At 71.2% G+C, this 23,241-nt stretch carries 16 protein-coding genes; 6 read left to right on the top strand and 10 right to left on the bottom strand.

Annotation, left to right across the window (positions count from 1 at the left end; all coding sequences use genetic code 11):
* Positions 1-6 precede the first annotated feature (6 nt).
* The 6 genes from AB0L71_RS01995 to eccD all read right to left on the bottom strand — a co-directional run bounded on the left by AB0L71_RS01995 (position 7) and on the right by eccD (position 7,302).
* Entirely contained in the window at positions 7-2,814 is a 2,808-nt protein-coding gene (locus AB0L71_RS01995; protein ID WP_365236833.1) for an AAWKG family protein, read from the bottom strand.
* Positions 2,815-2,952: 138 nt separating this feature from the next.
* Positions 2,953-3,399: a type VII secretion system-associated protein gene (locus tag AB0L71_RS01990; protein ID WP_365236832.1), complete on the bottom strand. Its 447-nt coding sequence runs from the start codon at positions 3,397-3,399 to the stop codon at positions 2,953-2,955.
* Between the two features lie 13 nt (positions 3,400-3,412).
* Positions 3,413-3,736, bottom strand: a complete 324-nt coding sequence (locus AB0L71_RS01985) for a WXG100 family type VII secretion target (protein ID WP_365236830.1) — start codon at positions 3,734-3,736, stop codon at positions 3,413-3,415.
* A 113-nt stretch (positions 3,737-3,849) separates the two neighbouring features.
* On the bottom strand, positions 3,850-4,212 hold the full coding sequence (locus AB0L71_RS01980) for a hypothetical protein (protein WP_365236828.1): 363 nt from the start codon (positions 4,210-4,212) through the stop codon (positions 3,850-3,852).
* Between the two features lie 103 nt (positions 4,213-4,315).
* Complete coding sequence (gene eccB / locus AB0L71_RS01975) at positions 4,316-5,884, bottom strand: type VII secretion protein EccB (RefSeq protein WP_365236826.1); 1,569 nt, start codon at positions 5,882-5,884, stop codon at positions 4,316-4,318.
* A 17-nt stretch (positions 5,885-5,901) separates the two neighbouring features.
* Positions 5,902-7,302: a type VII secretion integral membrane protein EccD gene (gene eccD, locus AB0L71_RS01970; protein WP_365236824.1), complete on the bottom strand. Its 1,401-nt coding sequence runs from the start codon at positions 7,300-7,302 to the stop codon at positions 5,902-5,904.
* 309 nt (positions 7,303-7,611) lie between these two features.
* Here eccD and eccCa point away from each other — a divergent pair, with 309 nt between their 5' ends.
* Complete coding sequence (eccCa, locus tag AB0L71_RS01965; protein ID WP_365237444.1) at positions 7,612-11,538, top strand: type VII secretion protein EccCa; 3,927 nt, start codon at positions 7,612-7,614, stop codon at positions 11,536-11,538.
* Between the two features lie 46 nt (positions 11,539-11,584).
* Here the strand turns inward: eccCa and AB0L71_RS01960 are convergent, their stop codons facing one another.
* Positions 11,585-12,814, bottom strand: a complete 1,230-nt coding sequence (locus AB0L71_RS01960) for a S8 family serine peptidase (protein ID WP_365236822.1) — start codon at positions 12,812-12,814, stop codon at positions 11,585-11,587.
* Entirely contained in the window at positions 12,811-16,137 is a 3,327-nt protein-coding gene (locus AB0L71_RS01955; RefSeq protein ID WP_365236820.1) for a right-handed parallel beta-helix repeat-containing protein, read from the bottom strand. Before AB0L71_RS01955 ends, AB0L71_RS01960 begins: the two co-directional genes overlap by 4 nt.
* 604 nt (positions 16,138-16,741) lie before the next feature.
* Here AB0L71_RS01955 and AB0L71_RS01950 point away from each other — a divergent pair.
* Positions 16,742-17,914 (top strand): acyl-CoA dehydrogenase family protein, encoded by a 1,173-nt coding sequence (locus AB0L71_RS01950; protein ID WP_365236818.1) that lies wholly within the window; start codon positions 16,742-16,744, stop codon positions 17,912-17,914.
* Here the strand turns inward: AB0L71_RS01950 and AB0L71_RS01945 are convergent.
* Complete coding sequence (locus AB0L71_RS01945; RefSeq protein WP_365236816.1) at positions 17,877-18,173, bottom strand: hypothetical protein; 297 nt, start codon at positions 18,171-18,173, stop codon at positions 17,877-17,879. The two genes, AB0L71_RS01950 and AB0L71_RS01945, sit on opposite strands and share 38 nt — an antisense overlap.
* Before the next feature lie 188 nt (positions 18,174-18,361).
* Positions 18,362-18,760, bottom strand: a complete 399-nt coding sequence (locus AB0L71_RS01940) for a hypothetical protein (protein WP_365236814.1) — start codon at positions 18,758-18,760, stop codon at positions 18,362-18,364.
* Between the two features lie 203 nt (positions 18,761-18,963).
* Between AB0L71_RS01940 and AB0L71_RS01935 the strand changes: the two genes are divergently transcribed.
* The 4 genes from AB0L71_RS01935 (at position 18,964) to fxsA (ending at position 23,109) form a co-directional block, all read left to right on the top strand.
* Positions 18,964-19,404, top strand: a complete 441-nt coding sequence (locus tag AB0L71_RS01935) for an Lrp/AsnC family transcriptional regulator (protein ID WP_365236812.1) — start codon at positions 18,964-18,966, stop codon at positions 19,402-19,404.
* A 71-nt stretch (positions 19,405-19,475) separates the two neighbouring features.
* Positions 19,476-21,125, top strand: a complete 1,650-nt coding sequence (locus AB0L71_RS01930) for an amidohydrolase (protein ID WP_365236810.1) — start codon at positions 19,476-19,478, stop codon at positions 21,123-21,125.
* A gap of 539 nt (positions 21,126-21,664) precedes the next feature.
* Positions 21,665-22,432: a polyprenol monophosphomannose synthase gene (locus AB0L71_RS01925; protein ID WP_365236808.1), complete on the top strand. Its 768-nt coding sequence runs from the start codon at positions 21,665-21,667 to the stop codon at positions 22,430-22,432.
* 86 nt (positions 22,433-22,518) lie between these two features.
* Positions 22,519-23,109 carry an FxsA family membrane protein gene (gene fxsA, locus AB0L71_RS01920; protein WP_365236806.1) on the top strand — a complete coding sequence of 197 codons (591 nt, stop codon included), beginning with the start codon at positions 22,519-22,521 and terminating at the stop codon, positions 23,107-23,109.
* The last annotated feature ends 132 nt before the right edge of the window (positions 23,110-23,241 follow it).

Here is a 23,241-nt window from a genome sequence, read left to right as displayed (position 1 = left end):
AGCTGCTCACCGTCCGATCACCGTGGGCGTGCCGCCCTCCTCGGTACCCCATACGTCCTCGTCCTCGGCCACCCAGTGCACCCGGTCGCGCTCGGCGCTGCCGGTCGCCTGCCCGCCCTGGGTGCCGCCCGGATGCATCACGGGATCGGTGGACGTGCGGATCCGGCGTGGCCTGCGCTCCTCGTTTCCGCGCCGCCCGCCGTTGGAACGGGTCGTTCCGCCGCGGGAGCCGGAGCCGTTCTCCGTCAGCACGTTGCGGACGCGTTCGCCCGACGACCCGCCGGCCTGCCCGCCGCCCATGCCTCCCATACCGCCCATGCCGCCCATCGGCATGGCGTTGAGCGGTGTGGTGCTGGCTTGGTCGGAGCCCGTGCTCGACGAGCTCGTGTCGGCGGTGGCAAGGAAGCTGGTGCCCGTGGTATCGGTGCTACCGGAAGGTCCGCCGAGTGTGCCGCCCGGGTGGAAGGTGCTGTCGTACTCCTCGTAATCGCCCACGCCGGTGCTGTGCCCGCCACCGGACGACGTCTGGCCTCCGCCGGACGAGGCGGTGTTGAGTCCGGAGGTGGTGGTCCCGTCGAGGGAGGAGCCGAGGGCCTGGCGGAGATCACTGCCGAGGTCCTGGTTGAGGTCGTAGCCGAGGTCTCGGTTCAGGTCCTGGTTGAGGTCGTAGCCCAGGTCCCGGTTCAGGTCGTAGCCGAGGTCCTGGTTCAGGTCGCGGTTCACGTCGAGTGAGCTGTCCGTCGACGGCCAGGTCGTGGTGGTGCTGCTGTTGCCGCTGTCCGGAAGCTGGAGCCCCGTCACGGAATTGAGATCCGTGACCGTCTCCTTGCCGTCTGGGTCGATGCTAGTGACCTGGCCGGTCTCCGGATCGACGACCTGTCGGCTGCCGTCCTCGAAGGTGGTGGTGAGCGTCCCGTCCTCGTTCAGCTGGGTGATGCTGCCGTCCGGGTTGGTCACGCTCTGCCCCGGATTGAGGTCCTGCACCGTGGTCGTGCCCTGTGCGTCGGTGATCGTGTACGTACCGGTCTTCGGGTCGTACGTGGTCCGGCCGCCGGTCGGGTACGTGGTGACCAGGTTGCCGTTCGCGTCCAGGGTGGTGACACCCCCACTCGCTCCCTCGACCGATCCTCCCGGGAGGACCGGCGAGGCGAGCAGGGGGTTGAGCGTGCTGGTCTGCGTCGAATCGCCGCCGCCCGCCGGGTCGTTGTACGAGTCCGGGTTCAGGTCCTCTGTCAGGTCGCTGTTCAGGGTCTTGTTCAGATCCGCTGCCAGGTCCGCGTCCGAGTCCGTGTTCAGGCCCTGTTCCGGGTCTCCGTTCAGGTCCTCGGTCAGGCTCTTGGTGAGATCCTCGTCGGTGCCGGTGCCATTGGGGTCCGTCGTCTCGTCGCCGGAATCGCCGAACAGGTCCTTCACCGCGTCCGACCCGTCTCCCACGTCATTGAGGGATTCGGTGACGACGTTCCCCATGTCGTCGATGTTCTTGTTGAGGTCCTCCAGTGTCTTGTTGAGGTCCTCGTTGGTCTTGTCCGCTTCTTCCTTGGCCTTGGCGGCCTGCTCCTTGGTGTAGAACTCCGTGAGGGTGCTGGTGTTCTTGGTGGTGATCTCGGAACCGAACGGTTCACGGGCGTCGATCCAGGCGTTGTTGAGATCGGAAAGAACCTGCTGTGCGGTTCCGTTCAGTCCCAGTTCGAGACCGGGCACTTCCGGGTGCGCGGACTCGATGTACTGGTTCCATCGACGGACGGCTTCCTCGCCCACCTTGGCCCAGTACTGTATGTCGTTCAGATTTCCGTAGCTCGGATGCGGCTCCTGGAAGCCCGGCTTGATGGAGTAGGACGGGGTGGAAATCTCCCTGCCGATCTGACGCGTGGTCATCGAGATGTACGGGATGTTGTTCTGCGTCAGCCAGTCCAGGATTTCGTTCAGGGTCTGGATCAGGAAGTAGTGCGGGTCGTGCTCGTTCTGGCCCATCCAGGCGTTCCACGCGTTCCGCATGGTTTTTGCCTGGTCCAGCAGTGCCTGCTGGGCCTGCATCAGGTGGCTTGAGTGAAGGGACTTCGGTGTGTAGGCGGAGTCCCCGACGGGGGAGAACGTCTGGTCGGCGCCGAGCTGTTGTACATAGCTGGCGTAGTTCCCGTGCAGCTGGTGCACCAGCTGCCAGAAGATGCCGGCGGCCTGACCTCGCCAGGCCGACTGCTCGCTGCCGAGGGACTTCTCCCAGCCGTCGAGGATCTCCGCGTGGTCCACGAAGAACTGAGCGGCCCGGTCGAAGGCCTCGGCGGTGCGCTGGAACGAATCGAGATCCACGGAGTTGGCATCGAGGACTGATGCCCCGTTGTACGAGGCGCCCTGCGTGGTCCTCGACCCAATCAGGGCGTCCAGGACCGCACCCGGTCCTCCCATGTACTGGCCGAGCGGGCCGATGTCGAAGTCGTCTCCGTACTTGCCCTTGTATTTCCCCCCGGACAAGGACTCATGGGGGTCCAGGTGGCGACTGCGGCCGTTCTCCGACATGTAGGAGCCGATGAACACCAGCCGGGCGTGGTACATCTCCACACGCCCGTTCGCATGCGAGTAGAAGTACAGGTCGTAGTCCTGGCCGGCGCTCTTCAGTGAGCCCTGCTTCGCCGCGTCCACGACGGACTGGACCGAGATCTTGTCCAGGCTCATCTTGAAGAGCGGAATATTCTCCTTGCTGCTCAGACCGGTGAACAGCCCCGCGCGACTGGGCATCGGATAGCCCGTCAGCTGGGTGACAGCCCTGCCCCAGTAGTCGTCGGTGTCGTAGGAGGCGGAGGAACTCTCGGTCGACATGCAAAACGCTCCGGGGTGAAGAAGGTGGGGGGTGGGACGGGCGATGGGGCGTAGAGCGTGCGGAGACGGCCCGTACCCGGGACCGATCCGGTCCCGGGTACGGGCCGCGCCCGGGTGCCCGGGGCGGAGTGCGGCGCGTCAGGCGGTCTTGGTGGTCGTCGGGCCGAGTTCCTGGTCGACATCGGAGAAGATGTCGAGGAGCGCGGCGCCGTCGATCGATTCAAGGCTCTTGCCCTGGGTGTCGAGCAGCGTCTTGATGCTTTCCCGCAGGTCGAGATCGATGTGCTTGAAGAGCGTCTGCTGACTCTCGAAGATCCCGTCGACCGATTCCGCCGCCTTCTTGACCGCCGCGACCAGTTCCTGACCTTGCACATCGCTGTCGCTGGCCAGCATCAGCCCGAGGGCCAGTGCCGGGTCCTGCTGGAGGTGATCGCGGTCGGTGCGCCGGTCGAGGATGCTCTTGAGCGCCTTCACCCCAGCGGGGTTGTCCTTGCGGATGTCGTCCAGCGCCTTGATGAAATCGGCGACGTCCTGGTCGGTGAACGTCTGCAGGGTCTTGCCATCGAGATGGGTGAGATCGGCCATCGGGATCGTCCGCTCAGCGACCGATGGTGATCTCGGACCACATCTGCGACAGCGAGTTCTCGCTGTACTTGTAGTTGCCCGAGATGTCGGACAGCAGGGCGGCGTGCGAACTCAGCAGCATTTCCATGTTCTTCACCGCCTGGTCCCACGCGGCCTGCTTCTGCCGGTAGACGTCGGCATCGGAGCCGTACCACGTCTTGCGCAGCTCGGCGAGCTCCGCCTCCAGCGACGAAAGGGTCCGGGCGATCGCCTGGGTCTGGCGGACCATGTCGTCGCCCGCGTTGTTCATGTGGCCGTAGTCGACCAGGATGTAACCGTCTGTCAGGTTGTCGGACATCGGAAGACCTCGCTTTGCTTCCTGTGGGGAGTGCCTCGCCGCCGGAGGAGGCGAGGGGTGCCGGACGACCGGCGGACGAGAACGACCGGCTGGTGTCGCTCGGCGCGGCCGGGCTACGCCATCAGGTCGTCGAAGGCCTTCTGCGACGCGCTGTACGCCTGGTTGATGGCGTCGTTGGACGATCCCTGCGTCCTGCCGTGCTCCACCAGGCTCGTGTTGAGCTTGTCGACCATGTCCTCGAGGTTCCGCAGAATGATGTAGACCTGGTCGTCCCACTGCCTCAGCAGCGCACCGTACTGGCCGCCGTCGCTGCCCTGATAGCCCTTGCTGAGGTTGTTGCGGGTGTCGTCGACGTCCTGGCGGGACTTCAGAATTCCGCTGTAGGCGGCCTCCAGGGCCTGAATTCCGTTCCGGGTCGAGCTCTCGCTCGACTGCTGAAGGTTGCCGCCCGTTGCCTGCGTGCCATCGTCTGCCACGGTGTCTCCCCTACCTCACATGCTGGATGGTCGTAATCCTATGGTCGGATCCATGGTGTGCTCAATGATGCGTAGAAGCATCTGAGCTTCGCCTGAGCATTCATCAATTTCTTTTACCTGCACGCAATGTTTCGTTGGCCTTGCCCTCGCCCCGGTCGGCCGTCGCCCCGGGGCACGACGGGGCCGTCGTGCCGGTGGTGCGTCCCGCCGAGGCCGCCTCGGTGCTCAGATCGGGGCCGGACGGCAGCATCGCCAGGAGCGGTGAGGGAAGAGCCTGGGCGGAGACGCCGTCGTACCCGAGAGCCTTCTGCGCGGCCTGGGACAGCAGCCGGTACTTCACCCCGTCGTCGGCGACGAAGTACGTGGTGCTGCCGATATCGGTACCGCCCGCGCCGAGCGCCTTGACCAGTGCGCCGTGGCCGGGGCGTACGGTCGTCGCGTCCACCGGCAGACACGCGGCGGTCAGCCCGTCCGGCGACGGTGCGGCGACCGGCGGAAGCGCGGTGAGCGGTACCAGCGCACCGGTCACCTGCGTGCCGCCCCCGTGGTCGGGCCGCACCCGGGCGCACGCCGCATGGCCGGCCGGGACGGACACGGAGTGCGGGGGCGTCGTCGGGAGGCCGGCCGGCACCGGGTCGCTGCCCTCCGTACCGGGGGCGAGGCGGGCCTTGACCTCGGCCGCGCCGATCACCGCCGCGGTGGGGGTGCCCCCGCCGTACGCCGCCTCGCGGGTGGCCGCGTCGCCGAGGACCAGGGCGGCCCCGGTCTCGGTCAGGGACACCAGCCCCTCCCTGCGCAGCAGGTAGTACTGGCGCCCCGCGCCCGGCGTGCGCGACTGGAACACCTGCCCCAGCTTCGACGGACGGCCACCCAGCGACGGGCCCGCGTCCCCGCGGCCGGGCACGGCGGGCGGCACCAGGTCGGGGCCCTTCACCAGCGCGTCCAGGAAGGCCGCGGACACCGGCCGGGGCGTCACTGACCCGTACCCCAGGGCCACCGCGGCGCCCGCGTTCCGGTCCAGCCGCAGCCGGCTGCCCTGCCAGACGAGATACCGGGCCCGGTCCGGACCCGACACCACGATGCCCTGCCCCGTGCTCAGCCCCTGCCCCTCGACCGGCGCACCGGCCACCAACGCCGTGAAGACGTCCCCGGAGCCGCCGGAGCCACCGGAGCCCTCCGTGTCCCCGGTGTCCGTACCGGCCTCCGCGGCAAGGACCGAGCAGACCTGCCACGGGTCCGTCTCCAGGTCCTTCGCGTCCGGGACGGAGTCGGGGGCGCCCGGTATCCCGACCGGGGCGCCCACCGCGGTGCCCTTCAGCGACGCCGTGCTCACGTCCTCGGACGTCAGGTTGCCGTTGGCGACCAGCAGCGCGGAGGCGTAATTGCGCACCGGACGCAGCCGGCCCTCCACGTACACATAGCGGGCCCCGGTCTCGCGGTTCACCACCAGGGTCCCCGAGGCCCGCCACGCGTCGTCGCCGCCGGGGGACACGAAGCCGTACACCAGCGAACCGGCCGCCACGAGCGCGGTGATGATCACACCGATCAGCACCCCGCGAGTGGTCCGCCCCAGCGGGCTCTCCGGGGCGTCCGGCTCGGCGAGCAGCATCCCCGAGGTCAGCCGGCCCATCACAAAGGTGTGGGCCTGGACTTGGTCACGCTTGGACTGCATCTCGCATACCTTCCGGGTCAGCCGTTGATCGCGCGGAGCCTGGCGAAGACCCCGAGCACCCAGAGCGCGAGCGGCAGCACGCCGATGGCCAGTGCCGAGTGCAGCAGTTCGGCCGCGCGGCCCCAGTACGGCAGCAGACGGCGGCCGGGAACCGTCCACGACACGATCGCCAGCGCCGCGGTGATTGCCACGAGTCCCGCGACCAGCAGCGGCCGCTGGTCCGGGGCGAGATCCGCCCCCAGCGCCGCGGTGAGCAGCAGCGCACCCCAGACGCCGGGCAGCAGCAGCGCGAGACGCTGCGGCACGTTGACCATGCCGCGCCCGTGGAGGAGGAGCAGCAGCGAGAGCGCCGAGGCGGTCAGCGCCTCCGGCAGGTTCGGGCTGTCGGCCAGTACCAGGAGGCAGCCCGCGCAGACCGCGCCCGCCGCGCCGTACAGGGCGGTCATCCAGTCGCTTGCCAGCTCGGTGCGGGTGGTCACCTCGCTGCCGGAGTACGGTTCGATCCCCTCCTGCAACTGCTGGGGATTGGTCGGCAGCGCGGGCATCCGCATGCCCGCCAGCTTGAAGGCCAGGGCGGGGACGAAGCCGCCCAGCACCACGGCCAGTACGGCGAGTACGGTCGCCGCGCCGTCCATCGTCAGGTCCGCGGGTCCGGCCAGTGCTCCGCCCACCGCGACGGCGCACCAGAACACCGCCATCGCCAGGAAGAACGGCACCGAGACCGCCGCCAGGGCCAGGCCCAGCACCGCGCCGCCCGCCCCGGCGGCCCCGGCCGCCAACAGCCGTGCACCGAGCACCTGGTGCACATCGGGACCGCTCAGATCACCGCCCGGCAACAGCCAGCCGGCCAGCGCCAGATACGGACTCGCCATCGAGCCGAGCACGGTGGCGGTCGCCGCGTCCCCCACCGCACGGCTCGCCGAAGCGGCTCCCGCCAGCAACAGCGCTCCCACCGCGCCCGCGCCGGCCGCCCGCACGGCCACCGGGCCGCCGGGCCAGGCCAGCAGGGCGAGTCCGGCCAGCAGGGTCAGCACGCACAGGGAGCGCAGCAAGACCCGGCTGGAGTCGGCGGTCCAGCCGTGCAGCCGGTCGCGCACCACGCTGGCGATGCCGTCGACCAGGTCGTCCAGCCGGACTTCGGGAAGGGCGTCGGTGTGCGGGCGCAGGTACAGCACCTCGCCGTCCTTGAGGTCGAGGGTCTCCAGCGTCCCCTCGTCGTCCAGGGCCGGGCCGCCCAGGCGCTGGAGCACCCAGCCGCCGTGGTCCAGACCGCTCTCCTCCAGGTCCTCACCCGCGTAACGCAGCACGGTGGGAAGGAGGTCGGCCACCGGCACATCGGCAGGCACCGCAAGGTCGATGGTCTTCTGGGGGGCACGTATGGTGAGGCGGCACAGGCCCGCCACGGAGCTGTCGGTCACGATGAGGGCTCGCGTTCTCGGGGGACGTGTCGGAAGCGACGTGGACGCGTTCGACGATCGGATGCAGACTACTGATCACCATCCGGACCGCCGTCAACGGACCACTGTCGAGTCCCTGTTGGTCCGGAACCGTCCGGCTTGTCTGTTCCGATGCCCGGTGTGTGGTCCGTGCCGGGCAGGTCCATCTGTCACGGCGGGCGGTCGCCGCCCCGGCCTGCCCACCCCCGGCCTGCCGTCGCCGTCGTCGAAGGAGTCTGTTCGTTGAGTGTCGTTCTCTTCCGTCGCCCCGCCCGCCGCCGCGGCCCGGACATGCCCGAAGGAGAGCTGAACCTCCAGGAGCCACCGACCCTGCCGGAGACGGTCCCCGACTCCTCGGCGATCTGGACCTATCTGCCGATGGCCATGATGTCGGTGTCCATGATGCTGATGTTCCTGCGACCGGGCGGGAGCAACAGCGTCTTCACGTACCTGGCGCTCGGCATGATGGTCACCGCGTCGGCCGCCATGCTCATCGGCCAGGTGATGCGCAGGAGCGGCGAGCGCAAGCAGCGGCTGCGCGGCGAACGGCGCGACTACCTGCGCTATCTGTCACAGATCCGGCGGCGGGTCCACGAGGCCGTCGCCGACCAGCAGCAGGCGCTCGCCTGGCGGCACCCCGAGCCCAAGGTGCTGCGCACCATGGTCCGTTCCACCCGCCTCTGGGAACGCCGGGTCGCCGACGACGACTTCGCCGAGGTGCGGATAGCCGTCGGCGACCAGCAACTCGCGCTCCGCCTCACCCCGACGTCCACCAAGCCGGTCGAGGACCTGGAGCCGCTCTGCGCCCATGCGCTGCGCCGCTTCATCAAGGCGTACGGCGTGGTCCCCGAACAGCCCACCGGGCTCTACCTCCGCTCCTGGGCCCGGATCCTCTTCCGCGGTGACGACCGGGCCGTACGGGACACCGTCCGCGCGGTCCTGGCCCAACTGGCGTTCTTCCACCCGCCGGAGGAGCTCTGGATCGCGCTGTGCGTCGCCGACGAGCGGCGCGCCGAATGGGAGTGGGCCAAATGGCTCCCGCACAGTCAGCACTCCCAGGAGCAGGACGGTGCGGGCCCCTCACGGCTGGTGGCGTCCGCCTTCCACGACCTGGAGGACCTGCTCGGCGCCGAGTTCACCGAGCGGCCCCCCTTCGACCCCGAGGCCGTGCCCGGACGCGACGAACCGTTCACCGTGATCGTCGTCGACGGCACCACCGTCCCCACCGGCCACCGCCTGGACGGCGCCGGTCTGCGCAATGTCGTCGTGCTCGACCTGTCGGGCGCCCTCAGCTGGCGCCCGGGCCGCAGCACCCTGCGGCTCGACGTCGCGCCCGACCGCCTGCACCTCGTCCGTACCGACCGCAGCCGCAAGGAGCAGACCACGCTCCTCGGCCGCCCCGACGCCATGGGCCCCGGGGCCGCCGAAGCGCTGGCCCGGCTGCTCGCCCCGTACCGGATGAGCCTGTCGGCGGACGCCGCCCAGCCGCTCGACACCGACGTCGAACTCACCACCCTGCTGGGCATCCCCGATCTGTACCGGCACGACCCGGCCACCCTCTGGGAACGCTCGACCGGCGCCTCCCGGCTCCGGGTCCCGGTCGCCGTCGGCGCCGACGGGATCCCGGTGGAGCTGGACATCAAGGAGTCGGCCCAGGGCGGCATGGGGCCGCACGGCATGCTGATCGGCGCCACCGGCTCCGGCAAGAGCGAACTGCTGCGCACCCTCGTCCTCGGCCTCGCCCTCACGAACTCCTCCGAAACACTCAACTTCATCCTGGTGGACTTCAAGGGCGGGGCCACCTTCCTCGGCCTCGACGAACTGCCGCACACCTCCGCGGTGATCACCAACCTGGCCGACGAAGTCGCCCTCGTGGAACGCATGCAGGACGCCCTGCACGGAGAACTCGTACGCCGTCAGGAGCTGCTGCGCAGCGCCGGGAACCACACCTCCGCGCTGGAGTACGAGAAGGCCCGCGCGGCCGGGGCGGACTTGGCACCGCTCCCCAGCCTCTTCGTCGTCGTCGACGAGTTCAGCGAACTGCTCTCCGCTCACCGTGAGTTCATGGACCTCTTCGTGATGATCGGCCGGCTCGGCCGTTCACTCGGTGTCCATCTGCTGCTCGCCTCCCAGCGTCTGGACGAGGGCCGCATGCACCAGCTGGAGAGCCATCTCTCCTACCGCGTGGGTCTGCGCACGTTCTCCGCCATGGAGTCACGCGGTGTGCTCGGTGTCCCCGACGCCTACCAGCTGCCCTCCCAGCCCGGCAGCGGCTTCCTCAAGAGCGGCGTCGAAGCCCTGACCCGGTTCCGGGCCGCCTATGTCTCCGGCCCGTACCGCAAGCGGCGCGGAGCCGCCGTCCAGGCCAGGGTCGCCAGCCAGGTGATGCCCTGGACCACCGACTGGGTGGTGCCCCGCGCCCCGGCCCGGACACCCGACCCCGCCACCTCGCCCGAGGAGCCCGACAACGGCGACACGCTCCTGTCCGTCGCGCTGGAGCGGCTGCGGGCCTCCGGGCCGCCCGCCCACCGGGTGTGGCTGCCGCCGCTGGATCTGCCGCCCGCCCTGGACCTCCTCCTGCCGTCCCCCGAGCCCGACCCGGACCGCGGCCTCACCCCGGCGGGCACCCGGGGCCCGGGCACGCTCAAGGTGCCCCTGGGGCTCGTCGACATGCCGTTCGAGCAGCGTCGCGACCCGCTGACGGTGGATCTCTCCGCATCCGGCGGCCATGTCGCCGTCGCCGGTGGTGCGCAGAGCGGCAAGTCGACCGTCGTACGGACCCTGATCAGCGCGCTCGCCCTTACCCACACCCCGCGCGAAGTGCAGTTCTACTGCCTGGACTTCGGCGGCGGAGCACTCTCCGCGCTCTCCGGACTCCCGCACGTCGGCGGGGTAGCCGGACGCCTCGACACCGAACGGATCAGCCGTACGGTGGCCGAGGTGATCGCCGTGCTCAACGAACGGGAACAGTTCTTCCAGGACAGCGGCGTCGACTCCATGGCCTCCTACCGGCGCCGCCGCGCGGCCGGGGAGTTCCCCGACGAACCCCACGGTGACGTCTTCCTGGTCGTCGACGGCTGGTCCACTGTCAAGCAGGACTTCGACTCGCTGATCCCCGCGTTCCACCAGATCGCCGCCCGCGGTCTCAACTACGGTGTCCACCTCGTCGTCACCACCGCCCGCTGGATCGAACTCCCCGCTCAGGTCCGCGACCAGGCCCTGACCCGTCTCGAACTCAAGCTCGGCGACCCGATGGACTCGATCATCGACATCCGCAAGGCCGCCACCGTGCCGCGCGGCGCCGGACGCGGCCTGACCGTGGACGGCAAGCTCCACTTCCTGACCGCTCTGCCCCGGATCGACGGCAGCGACGCCACCGAGGACCTCGCCGAGGGCGTCGCCGACCTGGTCGCCCGGATCGCCGGGAACTGGCACGGGGCCGAGGCCCCGCCGGTACGGATGCTCCCGCACCGCCTCCCGGCCGGCGACCTCCCGGAACCGGAGCGCACCGAGGGGCTGCGCGTCCCGCTCGGCCTGGACGAGGAGACCCTCTCGCCCGTCTGGCACGACTTCGGACGCACCCCGCACCTCATCGGCGTCGGCGACAGCGAGAGCGGCAAGACGAACCTGCTGCGTCTGCTGGTGCGTGCCATCACCGCGCGGTACACCGCGGCCGAGGCGCGCATCCTGGTGGTCGACTACCGTCGCGAACTGGTCGATGCCGTACCGGAGGAGTACCGCCTCGGACACGTCGTCGCCGTCGACTCCCTGCGCGAACTGGTCGGCGGCGCCGCCCGCGCCATCAAGACCAGGCTCCCCGGACCGGACATCGCCCCCTCCCGGATGCGGCAGTGCGACTGGTGGACGGGCCCCCGGCTGTTCGTGCTGGTCGACGACTACGACATGGTCGGTGGAACCGGCTCATACGACCACCCCTTCGCTCCGCTCCTGGACCATCTCGCGCTCGGCTACGAGGTCGGACTGCACGTGGTGGCGGTACGGTCGGCGACCGGGGCGGGCCGCGGGCTCAACGACCAGCTGCTGCGGCGTCTGGACGAGGTCAACACCCCAGGCATGCTGCTGTCCTGCCCGCCGTCGGAGGGCTATGTGTTCGGCAACGTGAAGCCGCGCAATCTCCCGCCGGGCCGTGCCCAGTACATCGTCCGGCGGAAGGCGACCCTCGTGCAGACCGCACTGGCCGGGGAGGCCGACGACTGACGGAACCAGAAGGGCCCGGCACGCCGGGCCCTTCACCCTTCGCCGCTCAGTCGCCGGGCGTGCCGGCCACCGGGCGGCGGCCCGCGGGGCGCCAGCCACGCGCACGGCCGCGCGGCGCGATCACCGCAGCCCAGGCGACCAGCGCCGCCAACAAGCCGCCCGCCCCAGCGATCCACACAGCCCTGCGGGTCGCGCCCTCACTGCCGTTGCCCGCGGGCAGCACCACGGAATCGTCCCGCCGGACCGGGGAGTGCTTCACCGGATCCTGCACGGAGGTGACGGCGGCGTACGGGTCCAGCCGCGGCACGTCCGCCGGGTAGGCGGTGCGGGTCATCCGTTGTGCCGTCGCCGCGGCCGAGAGCTCCGGATGCGCCGACCGTACGAGCGCGGCCGTCCCCGCCGCGTAGGCGGCGGCGAACGACGCTCCCGAACCGATGAAGTGCCCGGTTCCGCGCGGCCCGATGCCCACGACCCCGTCGCCCGGGGCGGCGAGATCCGCACCGGACGTGGTCGGCGCGCCGTCCGGACGACCGCCGCTCGCGTCCATGTCGATGACGGAGAGGACCCCCGGTGCCGAAGCGGGCCAGTAGTCGCGCGCCGGTTCGGACTCCTGGCCGGCGGACGCGCGTTCCGGGTCGGGCGTCGCCGCGGCCACGATCAGTGCGTCGTGGTCGGCCGCGTATGCCACGGCCGACGTGAGCGCGGCCGAACCGGCGGACAGCGCGGGGGAGACCTGGATGACCTTCGCTCCCGCGTCGGTGGCCGCCCGGATGCCGGCCGCGACCGAGGCCGCCGTCGCCGCCCCCCGATCGTCCGTGCCCCGTACCGCGATGATCCGCGACTCCTGGGCGACGCCCGCCACATGGACGTTCTTCGCGGGCGACGCCGCGATCAGCCCGGCCACGAACGTACCGTGCCCGACGCAGTCCTGCCCGGCGCCCGAGACCCGGCCGGCCAGGGCCGGGGCCCGGTCCGAGACCCCGGTGTCCACCACCGCGACCTTCACCCCGGCGCCCCTGCCGAACGTCCAGGTGCGGTCGAGCTGCAGGCTCTGCTGCTCCCACGGCACCGCCGTGGCCCGCGCCCCGGAGCCGCCGGTGCACGGATCACCGGCCTCGAGACGTGCGGGTATCACCGGCAGGCTGACCTTCTGGCCGTCAGCGGCGCCGACCGGGCCGGCCATCGGCAGCACCAGGGCCGCGGCGAGAGGCGCCGTGACCAGGACGCGTCCGGTACGGCGCAGCCGGCCGCACCACCCGGCACCGTCGGACGTCATTCGGACACCGCCCGCGGCCGTGCCACATCCTCCGGGAGCAGCAGCCGCAGATCGTCCAGACCCGGTGCCGCCATGGCGCTCACCCGGCCCGCCTGCCGCGTCATCATGCCCTCCAGGACCTGGCGGGCCAGCCGCGCGTTGCCGAACGAACGGTCCCGGGGCTGGGCGTCGAAGTACTCCCGCAGCACCGCGCCCGCACCCGCACCGCACTCGTATCCGGACGCCGTCGCGTGCCGGCGCACGATGGTGACGAGCTCGTCCGAGGAGTAGTCGGTGAACTCGACCTGCCGGGAGAACCGCGACGAGAGACCGGGGTTGGACGCCAGGAAGCGCTCCATCTCGACGGTGTAGCCCGCGACGATCACCACCACCTCGTCGCGGTGGTCCTCCATCAGCTTCAGCAGCGTGTCCACCGCCTCGCGCCCGAAGTCGTTGCTGCCGGAGGATCCTTCGGGGGTCAGCGTGTACGCCTCGTCGACGAACAGCACCCCGCCCCGGGCCCGGTCGAACACCTCGCGGGTGAGCTGGGCGGTGTGTCCGACGTACCGGCCGACCAGGTCCGCCCTGGCCACCTCGACGAGCTGGCCGCGCGGCAGCACACCGAGCGACTTCAGCAGTTCGCCGTAGAGCCGGGCGACCGTGGTCTTGCCGGTGCCGGGCGGCCCGGTGAAGACCAGATGGTGGCTGATGCGGGGCGCCGGCAGCCCGGCCGCCTCCCGCTTCTTCGCCGTGGCCAGCAGATTGACCAGATCGGTGACCTCACGCTTGACGGCGGCCAGGCCCACCATGTCCCCGAGCCGGGCCAGCGGGTCGCTCTCCGCCCCGTCGTCGGCCGCCTGCCCGGCCGCCGCGGCCGCGGCCTCGACGCCCACGTCCTCGGGCAGCAGCCGGGTGAGGTCGTCCTCACTGGCGTCGGGCAGCGCGGCCAGCCGGTACGCCTGGCGGTCCACCATCTCCTCGAACACCTGCCGGGCCGCACGCCCGTTGCCGAAGGCCGCGTCCCTGGGCATCCGCTCGAAGTGCACGGCGAGCGCCTTGAGCGTCGACTCGTCGAGCGCGTAGCGGTGATGGGCACACATGCTCTCGATGATCGCGACGAGTTCGGGCACCGCGTAGTTCTCGAACTCGACCGTACGCGAGAACCTCGAGGCCAGGCCCGGGTTGGAACCGAGGAAGTCACGCATCTCGTCCGCGTATCCCGCGGCGACCACGACGACGTCGTCGCGGTGGTCCTCCATCAGCTTCAGCAGCGTGTCGACGGCCTCACGGCCGAAGTCGGCACCCGAGCCCCGCCCGTCCGACAGCAGGCTGTACGCCTCGTCGACGAACAGCACGCCACCCAGCGCCCGTTTGAACGTCTCGGTGGTCTTGATGGCGGTACCGCCGACGATCTGCGCCACCAGGTCCGCGCGTGACACCTCCACCAGGTGGCCGGAGGGAAGCGCCCCCAGTTCGGCCAGGATCGCCCCGTACAGACGCGCCACGGTCGTCTTGCCGGTGCCCGGCGGCCCGGAGAAGACCAGGTGGCGGCTCATCGGCGGGGCGGGCAGGCCGAGGCGGGCGCGCCGCTGGGCGAGCTGGATCAGATTGACCAGCGTACGCACCTGATGCTTGACGTTCTCCAGACCGATCAGCGCGTCGAGTTCGGCCAGCGGACCGCCCTCGCGCGCCGCCGCTCCGCCCTCGGACGCGCCCGTCCCGGCCGGGTCGGTGCCCTCGGCCTCGCCGAGGCCCCAGGCGTCCCGCTTGCCGTTCCCGGTACTGGTCAGCTGCTCGACCGCCAGCCGGTCGCCCGGCAGGGCCTGCACCAGACCTCCGCCCTGGTTGTCCCGGGCCACGCAGTTGACCACCGACACCGCGGCGATGGTCTCCACCCGGAAGCCGTCCCGGCCCGAGCCGCTGACCTCGCAGGCGGTGAACGCGCCCCGGCCTCCCTGCGCCAGCAGGACACCGTGCCCAGTCGCCGCCGTGACCCGCAGCCGGGTCGCGGTCAGTTCACCGGCGTCCTCGACCAGGACCCCCGTGTCCGTGGACTCCTGCGCGTCGAAGTCCCGCACGGTGACGCTGCCGCCCGCCGCCACGGACACGCCGTGCGCGGCGCCACGCACGGAGCCCCCGCCGACGTAGACGTTGCCGTCGTCGGCGACCCGGATCCCGGTGCCACCGGGGCGGTCGATCTCGCAGTCCTCCAGCCGGCCCCGGCCGTCCTTGACGACCTCCACGCCGTGTCCCCCCGCGGCGCTGATCCTGGCCCTGCGCACCAGCGGGTTGGCGCCGCTGCGTATCAGGACACCCGTGCCGCCGGCGTCGAGCACGTCGAGCCGGTCCAGTTCGGCGACCGACTCCTCCTCCAGCAGCACCCCCGTCTGCGCGCAGTCCCGGACGGTCAGCCCGATCAGCACGGGCGAGGCCGAACCCCGCACGTGCAGCGCGGTGTCCTCGGCCGAGTCCAGCCAGCAGTCCTCGAAGGTTCCCCGTGCCCGGTCGGAGACGAGAAGGCCGGCGCCCTTCGTACGGGCGGTACGGCAGCGGCGCAGCAGCGGATCGGTGCCGCCCGACAGGACGATGCCCGGCCCGGACGTGCCGGTCACCCGGAGGTCCTCCAGCACCGTCCGGGCCGACGAGGAGAGATGGATGCCGACACCGGTGTCGTGGACCACGGTCCGCAGCACCCGGGTGGTGCTCCGCTCCTCCAGCGCGATGGACGGCTTGTCGGTGGAGGAGATGTCGCACTCCTCGACCGAGCCCTGTCCCTCGCCGTTGGCGAGCAGCCCGTTGGCCCGGGCGTCGCGGATGGTGCAGCCGCGCAGGGTGATCCGGCCGCGTTCGCCGATCACCACACCGGAGGTGCCCAGGTGCTCGACGGTGCAGGACTCGGCGGAACTCTCCACCGCCGACGTCACCACCACACCCGCACCGCGCGGGTTGCTCACCCGGCAGTCCCGCAGGGCCACCGAACCGGCGCCGCGAGCCAGCAGGGCGGTCCACGAGGCGCCGGTGATGTCGCAGCCGTCCATCGCGATCTGGCCACGCGGGGCGTCCACCACCGGCAGTTCCTCGTCCCGGCCACGCAGCACGAGATCGGTGAGCATCACGGCTTCGGCCTGGAGCACCACGGCGCTGCCGTGCGGTGGGCATATCTCGACGCTGCCGCGGGACTGTTCGGCGGCGATGGTGACGGGAACCGTGATGACCAGACTCTCGGCGTACGTGCCGGACCGGACGCTGATCACGGCGCCGCTGCGGGCCCTGGCCAGCGCTTCCCCGATCGTGCGAAAGCCGTCGGGCAGATCTGGACAGACCGTCAGAACCTGGCGTGACAAACGGAATCCTCCTCCTCGGGCCCACCGCGGTCCGGGGAACACATGATCGGAGCGGGTACGGCACCATCATGCCGGAGCGCAGGGCGGGAGCTCGGGCCGGAGGCGGGAACACGGGGTGAACCACGGCCTGCGGGTCGTCGCCGATCAGGTCATCACGGATGAAACGGGACGGAAGGCCGATCGATCCGCCGTCCCGTCCCCGGATCCCGTCGTCGACCGCGTCCGCCGCCGGATCCCGTGTCCGGCCGGTTGATCGCCTTGACCCGTTCGCCTCCCGGCGGTGTCACGTGCGCTCCCGGAGGAAGGCGTCGCCCAGCCCCTGCCGGTTCCTGTCGCCCACCTCGGCGGCGACGGCGGCCGGGACGTCGTGGAACCACCGGTCGGTGCCGTTGCCCGAGTCGCTCCGTCACCCCGTGACGGATATCGTCCGATCAGGCATACTCAAGCCGCCACAGCCGCTGGCCAGCGACTCTCGCAATCCGGGAGGCCGGCTTCGGCTCAGCAAGCAGTGCTTCTCCGGGCGCCGCCCGGAAGTCCCCGGCGGCGCCGCTCACACCCCGCGCGCGCGACCGCCGCAACGCCCGACAGGGAGGAGAGCGCCGTCATGACCGACCGTGCCCCGCAGTGGGTGGAACGCCGGATGCCCACCGAAGAGTCCAGGGAACTCGTCGCGCTCGTCCGTGACATCGCCCAGCGGGAGATCGCGCCGCGGGCGGCCGAGGAGGAGGACGCCGGCCGCTTCCCCCGCGAGGTCTTCACCCTGCTGTCCGATTCCGGACTGCTGGGACTGCCCTACGACAGCGCCTACGGCGGCGGCGACCAGCCGTACGAGGTCTACCTCCAGGTCCTCGAGGAGCTGGCAGCGGCCCGGCTCACCGTCGGTCTCGGTGTCAGCGTCCACTCCCTCGCCTGTCATGCGCTCGCCGGATACGGCACCAAGGAGCAGCGGGCCGAACATCTCCCGGCCATGCTGGGAGGCGGCCTGCTCGGCGCCTACTGCCTCTCCGAGCCCGCCTCGGGTTCCGATGCCGCCTCGCTCCGTACGAAGGCGGTGCGGGACGGCGACGACTGGGTCATCACCGGTACCAAGGCATGGATCACCCACGGCGGCATCGCGGACTTCTACACGGTGCTGGCCCGCACCGGAGCCGAGGGTGCCCGCGGTATCACCGCCTTCCTGGTCCCCGGCGACGCCGAGGGTCTGAACGCGGCAGCCCCCGAGAAGAAGATGGGCCTGAAGGGCTCACCCACCGCCCAGCTGAACTTCGACGGCGTGCGGGTGGCCGACGCCCGCCGGATCGGCGAGGAGGGCCAGGGCTTCGCGATCGCCCTGTCCGCACTCGACTCCGGGCGCCTGGGTATCGCGGCCTGCGCGATCGGTGTCGCCCAGGCAGCCCTGGGCGAGGCCGTCTCCTACGCCTCCGGGCGGCAGCAGTTCGGCCGGCCCATCGCGGACTTCCAGGGCCTGCGGTTCATGCTCGCCGACATGGCCACGCAGATCGAGGCGGGCCGGGCGCTCTACCTGGAGGCGGCCCGGCTGCGCGACGAGGGCAAGCCGTTCTCGCGCCAGGCGGCCATGGCCAAGCTGTTCTGCACGGACGCGGCCATGCGGGTGACCATCGACGCGGTCCAGGTGCTCGGGGGCTACGGCTACACCCTCGACTTCCCCGTCGAGCGGCTGATGCGCGAGGCGAAGGTGCTGCAGATCGTCGAGGGCACCAATCAGATCCAGCGGATGGTCATCGCGCGCCACCTCGCGGGTCCTGAGGCGCGCTGACCCGCAGCAGCCGCTCCGACCACACGGGCGTCGTCATGATCCGGTTCCACTCCTGGTCCTGACGCCCCGGCAGGGTCCGTCCGGAACCCTCCCAATGGCGCAGCAGGGTGCGGTAGATGGGCGGATCGCTGGAGTGCGGCATCGACCGGGGAGGTGCGGGCTGCGGCACCGGCGAACCGGGCTGCGGAACCGATTCTCCGGCGGCGGGGGCGACGAGGCGGCGGTGACCGGGACCGGCCGTTGGGTGCAGCGAGGTCATGCCCGGCCAACGGTGCCGGGCGGGTCCTGGTCACTGTCCGGCCGATTCGAGAGCCCGTTCGCCCGATCCCCGGTCGGCGGGAGCGCCTCGCTGCGGGCACCACGCCGGACGGGCCGTCGTGGTGCGGCGCGGGCATGCCGGAAGAGCCAGGACGTGTCCGGGCGGTTTCGTGCGGGCGCAGGAAGGCCTCAGGCGGCGTCGCGACGCACCTGCGGCACCCGCAGCGGGCGCGAGCCGGGGCCACCCGCGTGCGAGAAGGGCTGCATTCTCCAGTCGAACCCCTGAGGGAGGGTCAGCAGCAGGGCCGTCTCCTGCTCCTGGACATCGAGCGACTCGTCGGCGGGCCGTGCCTGCGACGCCGCGCGGCCGGTACCGGCGCAGACCGTCAGCACGAACGGGTTCCACGGAGTCGGGCACAGTGCGTGCTCCGGCAGTACGTCCTCGTCCGCCAGCAGCGCGATCGGCTGCGCGCAGTCCGGACAGATCACGCGGTACATCTCGAACATGTCGTACGTGTCGGAATCCGTGTCCTCGATCGGATCAACGGGCTCCGGTTCGGCGCGTTCGGTGAGCTTCAGGCTCGTCACGGGAAAATCCCCCCTCAGAAGGGTCGACAAGGCGACAAGGCCTCGACCACAGCAAGCACTTCCCGTAGTGCATCGCCCGTAACCGCGAGAGAGTCGGCGATCGCTCCGTAAACCTGTGGCATTCGTCACATGTCTGCCGCGGGCGCCTCTTCCGGAGCCTTCGCCGCTGTGCCAGGGCGGAGGTGGGGCATAGGTTGAACCGTATGGAGGAGCTGGACCGACAGATCGTGGAGTTGCTCGTCAAGGACGGGCGGATGAGCTACACCGACCTGGGCAAGGCCACGGGCCTGTCCACCTCGGCGGTTCATCAGCGTGTCCGCAGGCTGGAGCAGCGCGGGGTGATCCGGGGCTACGCCGCGGTCGTCGACCCCGAGGCCGTCGGCCTGCCGCTCACCGCGTTCATCTCGGTGAAACCCTTCGACCCGAGTGCCCCGGACGACATCGCCGAGCGACTCGCGGGCGTACCGGAGCTGGAGGCGTGCCACAGCGTCGCGGGTGACGAGAACTACATCCTCAAGGTGCGGGTCGCAGCCCCGCTGGAACTCGAACACCTGCTCACCCGGATCCGCTCGCTGGCCGGTGTCTCCACCCGGACCACCGTCGTGCTCTCCACGCCGTACGAGGCCCGGCCCCCGCGCATCTGAGAGCCCGCGACCAGACAGGCCGTGAGGGGGGCGCGGGACGCGCGGGTCCGGACAGGCGCGAAACTGGTCCCATGACCCAGAGCACCCCCGCCCTCCAGGGCGACCACCGCACCGTGCTGCTGCGCGGTGGAGATGTCCACAGCCCCGCCGATCCCTTCGCCACCGCCATGGTCGTCGAGCGCGGCCATGTGGCCTGGGTCGGCTCCGAAGGGGCCGCCGACGCCTTCGCGAGCGGCGTCGACGAAGTGATCGACCTCGAAGGTGCGCTGGTCACCCCCGCCTTCACCGATGCCCACGTGCACACGACAGCGACCGGCCTGGCGCTCACCGGCCTCGACCTCTCCGGCGCCAGGAGCCTCGACGAGGCGCTCGGTCTGTTGCGCGCCCACGTGGCCGCGCACCCCGCGGACCGGATCGTCCTCGGTCACGGCTGGGACGCCACGCGCTGGCCGGAGCAGCGCCCGCCGTCCCGCGGCGAACTCGACGCGGCCGCGGCCGGCCGACCGGTCTACCTGCCCCGCGTCGATGTGCACTCCGCGGTGGTGACCAGCGCCCTGCTCGATCTGGTCCCCGGTGTCACCGGACTGACCGGTTACCACCCCGACGCCCCGCTCACCGGCGCCGCCCACCACGCGGTGCGCGCCGCGGCCCACGGTGCCGTCTCGCCCCAGCAGCGTGCCGCTGCCCAGCGCGCCGCCCTGCGCCACGCCGCGTCGCTCGGCATCGGGACCGTCCACGAATGCGGCGGCCCCGACATCTCGGGCGAGGAGGACTTCGTCGGGCTGCTGGAGCTCGCCCGGACGGAGCCCGGACCGCGGGTCTTCGGGTACTGGGGCGAGGAGGTCGGTGACGAGAAGGACGTCCGCCGCATCCGGGAACTCGGTGCGGTCGGCGCGGCCGGGGACCTCTGTGCCGACGGTTCGCTGGGCTCGCAGACCGCCTGCCTGTGCGAGCCCTACACCGACGGTCCGCCCGGACATACCGGTTCCGCCCACCTGGACGCGGCACGGATCGCCGCCCATGTCGTCGCCTGCACCGAGGCCGGGCTGCAGGCCGGCTTCCACGCCATCGGTGACGCGGCCGTCCTCGCCGTGGTGGAGGGCGTCCGGGCCGCCTCCGGGAAGCTCGGCCTGGCCCGTGTGAGGGCCGCCCGGCACCGCGTGGAACATGCCGAGATGCTCACCCCCGAGACCGTTGCCGCCTTCGCGGAGCTGGGGCTGACCGCCTCCGTGCAGCCTGCCTTCGACGCGGCCTGGGGCGGCGAAGAGGGGATGTACGCGCAGCGCCTGGGTGTCGAGCGGGCCAGGACCCTCAACCCGTACGCGGCACTCCTGCGGGCCGGCGTGCCCCTGGCCTTCGGCTCGGACAGCCCCGTGACCCCGCTGGACCCCTGGGGAACCGTTCGGGCCGCCGCCTTCCATCGCACACCTGAACACAGGATCTCCGTCCGGGCCGGCTTCACCGCCCACACCCGGGGCGGCTGGCGGGCCGTCGGCCGCGACGACGCGGGAACCCTGGTGCCCGGGGCGCCGGCCGACTACGCGGTCTGGCGCACCTCCGACCTGGTGGTTCAGGCTCCGGACGACCGGGTCGCCCGCTGGTCCACCGATCCCAGGTCGGGGACGCCGGGCCTGCCGGATCTCTCCCCGGGGGCCGAGCTGCCGGTCTGCCTGAGCACCGTGGTCTTCGGACAAACTGTCTACGTACGGCCGAATGAGTGACGTCAGGATATTTCGTACCGTCGATCGAAGGCGTCCCCGCTCCTCCGCGACCTGCGGATCTTCGCCACTGACCAGGCAAGTTCCAGGATCGTCGCAGGTCAGGTGGCTATTGACAGAACGCTCCCACCGGCCGGTAGGTTCGACGGAGTCCACCACAGGACGTCCGACCGGTTGAACCTCCAAGCAGTCGTCGAACGCCGCTGGGTCATGGGGTGGTGTGCCGCACCGGCGCACCACCACTGGGAGCCAGGTTCAGCGCCCGCGCCTCGGGGGCGAGGGAAGGCATCAGCCGGACGGAAGGTGCGACCCGGGTGGGGCCCGGACGTTCAGTAGACAACGGCTCTAGGTCGACCCGCAGCCAGCGGGTACCGGGTCGGCCCGAAGGGCGCTGGGCCCCCATCCGTAGTTCCCGCACCGATTCTGTCCGTACTTCCCTCCTTCTGTCCGTGGCGGTGTGCGCCCCTGCCCGACCATGTCGGCACCGGGCTCCCGCACGCTGGATATGGTGTGCACCTGCGTACGGACTTAAGGGGCAGTAAGTGAACGACGGCGGTCAGAGGCGGTACGGCCCGCTCGGCAGGACGCTGGTGATCATTCCGACCTACAACGAGGCGGAGAACATCAAGCCGATCGTCAGCCGGGTGCGTGCCGCTGTGCCGGAAGCCGACATCCTGGTCGCCGACGACAACAGCCCCGACGGCACCGGAAAGGTCGCGGACGAGCTCGCCTCGGCGGACGACCAGGTCCAGGTGCTGCACCGCAAGGGCAAGGAAGGTCTGGGGGCGGCCTACCTCGCGGGCTTCCGCTGGGGTATCGAGCGTGGTTACGGCGTGCTCGTGGAGATGGACGCCGACGGCTCGCACCAGCCCGAGGAACTGCCCCGGCTGCTCACCGCGCTCAAGGGGGCCGACCTGGTGCTCGGTTCCCGCTGGGTGCCGGGCGGGCGTGTGGTCAACTGGCCCAAGTCCCGGGAACTGATCTCCCGTGGCGGCAGCACGTACTCCCGGCTCCTCCTCGGACTGCAGACCAGGGACGTCACGGGCGGCTACCGGGCCTTCCGGGCCGAGACCCTGGCGGGCATCGGCCTCGACCGGGTCGCTTCGCAGGGCTACTGCTTCCAGGTCGACCTGGCCCGTCGCGCCGTCGAGGCCGGATATCACGTCGTCGAGGTCCCGATCACGTTCGTGGACCGGGAGATCGGCGACTCGAAGATGAGCCGCGACATCCTGGTCGAGGCGCTGTGGCGGGTCACGTCCTGGGGCGTCACCTCCCGCGCGAACCGGGCCCTCGGCCGGAAGACGACCTGACACCCGGCGAGCGGTGGCGGGTGCCGTTCCGCCTCCCGTGACCACCCGCTCCGGCGTTCGGAGGGCCGTACAGGCACACTGGAACCATGACGACCGGTACACGCCCCCCGACCGCCACCGAGCGCTCGCGCGCCCGCACTCTCATTCCTCTCGCTGTCGCCGCCTGGGCGGTGCTGGAGATCTGGCTGCTCACCGTCGTGGCCCACGCCGCGGGCGGATTCACCGTGCTGCTGCTTCTGGTGGCGGGGGTCGTGTGCGGTGCCGCGGTGATGAAGCGAGCCGGCCGCCGGGCCTTCCGCTCCCTCACCGACACCGTCCAGCAGGCGTCGGGGCGACAGCCCGGTGACGCGGCTGACCGGGCCGGTCAGCCGGGCGGCAAGGGGAACGGCTTCCTGATGCTGGCCGGGCTCCTGCTGATGATCCCGGGGATCCTCTCGGACGTGGCGGGGCTGCTGCTGCTCGTGCCGCCGGTCCGTTCGATGCTCGGCCGCTACACCCAGCGGTCCCTGGGACGCCGGATGCGGGCCGCGAGCCCCGGCAGCCTCTCCGACGCCTTTCAGCAGGCCCGTATCCACCGGCCGGACGGAAAGATCGTGCAGGGTGAGGTCATCCGCCAGGACGGCACGCAGCCGGATCCCCGCCGCGACGAAGGGCCCCGTCCGCCGCTGACCTCCTGATGCCGGACCCATGACGTGACAGAGCCGCGGGCTGCGACACATGCTGAATGTGTCGCAGCGGTGACGCGGTCACCGACGAGGCCACGCTGCTCGCCCGGGTCCAGGAGGCACCCGGGATGGTGGGCGCCGACC

The sequence above is a fragment of the Streptomyces sp. NPDC052052 genome (genome assembly GCF_040680455.1).
Lineage (GTDB): Bacteria > Actinomycetota > Actinomycetes > Streptomycetales > Streptomycetaceae > Streptomyces.
The sequence above is the reverse complement of the archived record's forward strand: the minus strand, read 5'-3'. Positions and strand labels throughout refer to the sequence as shown.

What these genes read in the sequence shown, in the direction of transcription:
- AB0L71_RS01995 (WP_365236833.1), bottom strand. Translation starts at nt 2,814, where the DNA reads ATGTCGACCGAGAGTTCCTCCGCCTCCTACGACACCGACGACTACTGG.
- AB0L71_RS01930 (WP_365236810.1), top strand. Translation starts at nt 19,476, where the DNA reads ATGACCCAGAGCACCCCCGCCCTCCAGGGCGACCACCGCACCGTGCTG.
- eccCa (WP_365237444.1), top strand. Translation starts at nt 7,612, where the DNA reads ATGCCCGAAGGAGAGCTGAACCTCCAGGAGCCACCGACCCTGCCGGAG.
- AB0L71_RS01990 (WP_365236832.1), bottom strand. Translation starts at nt 3,399, where the DNA reads ATGGCCGATCTCACCCATCTCGATGGCAAGACCCTGCAGACGTTCACC.
- AB0L71_RS01960 (WP_365236822.1), bottom strand. Translation starts at nt 12,814, where the DNA reads ATGACGTCCGACGGTGCCGGGTGGTGCGGCCGGCTGCGCCGTACCGGA.
- AB0L71_RS01950 (WP_365236818.1), top strand. Translation starts at nt 16,742, where the DNA reads ATGACCGACCGTGCCCCGCAGTGGGTGGAACGCCGGATGCCCACCGAA.
- AB0L71_RS01945 (WP_365236816.1), bottom strand. Translation starts at nt 18,173, where the DNA reads ATGACCTCGCTGCACCCAACGGCCGGTCCCGGTCACCGCCGCCTCGTC.
- AB0L71_RS01935 (WP_365236812.1), top strand. Translation starts at nt 18,964, where the DNA reads ATGGAGGAGCTGGACCGACAGATCGTGGAGTTGCTCGTCAAGGACGGG.
- fxsA (WP_365236806.1), top strand. Translation starts at nt 22,519, where the DNA reads ATGACGACCGGTACACGCCCCCCGACCGCCACCGAGCGCTCGCGCGCC.
- AB0L71_RS01985 (WP_365236830.1), bottom strand. Translation starts at nt 3,736, where the DNA reads ATGTCCGACAACCTGACAGACGGTTACATCCTGGTCGACTACGGCCAC.
- eccB (WP_365236826.1), bottom strand. Translation starts at nt 5,884, where the DNA reads ATGCAGTCCAAGCGTGACCAAGTCCAGGCCCACACCTTTGTGATGGGC.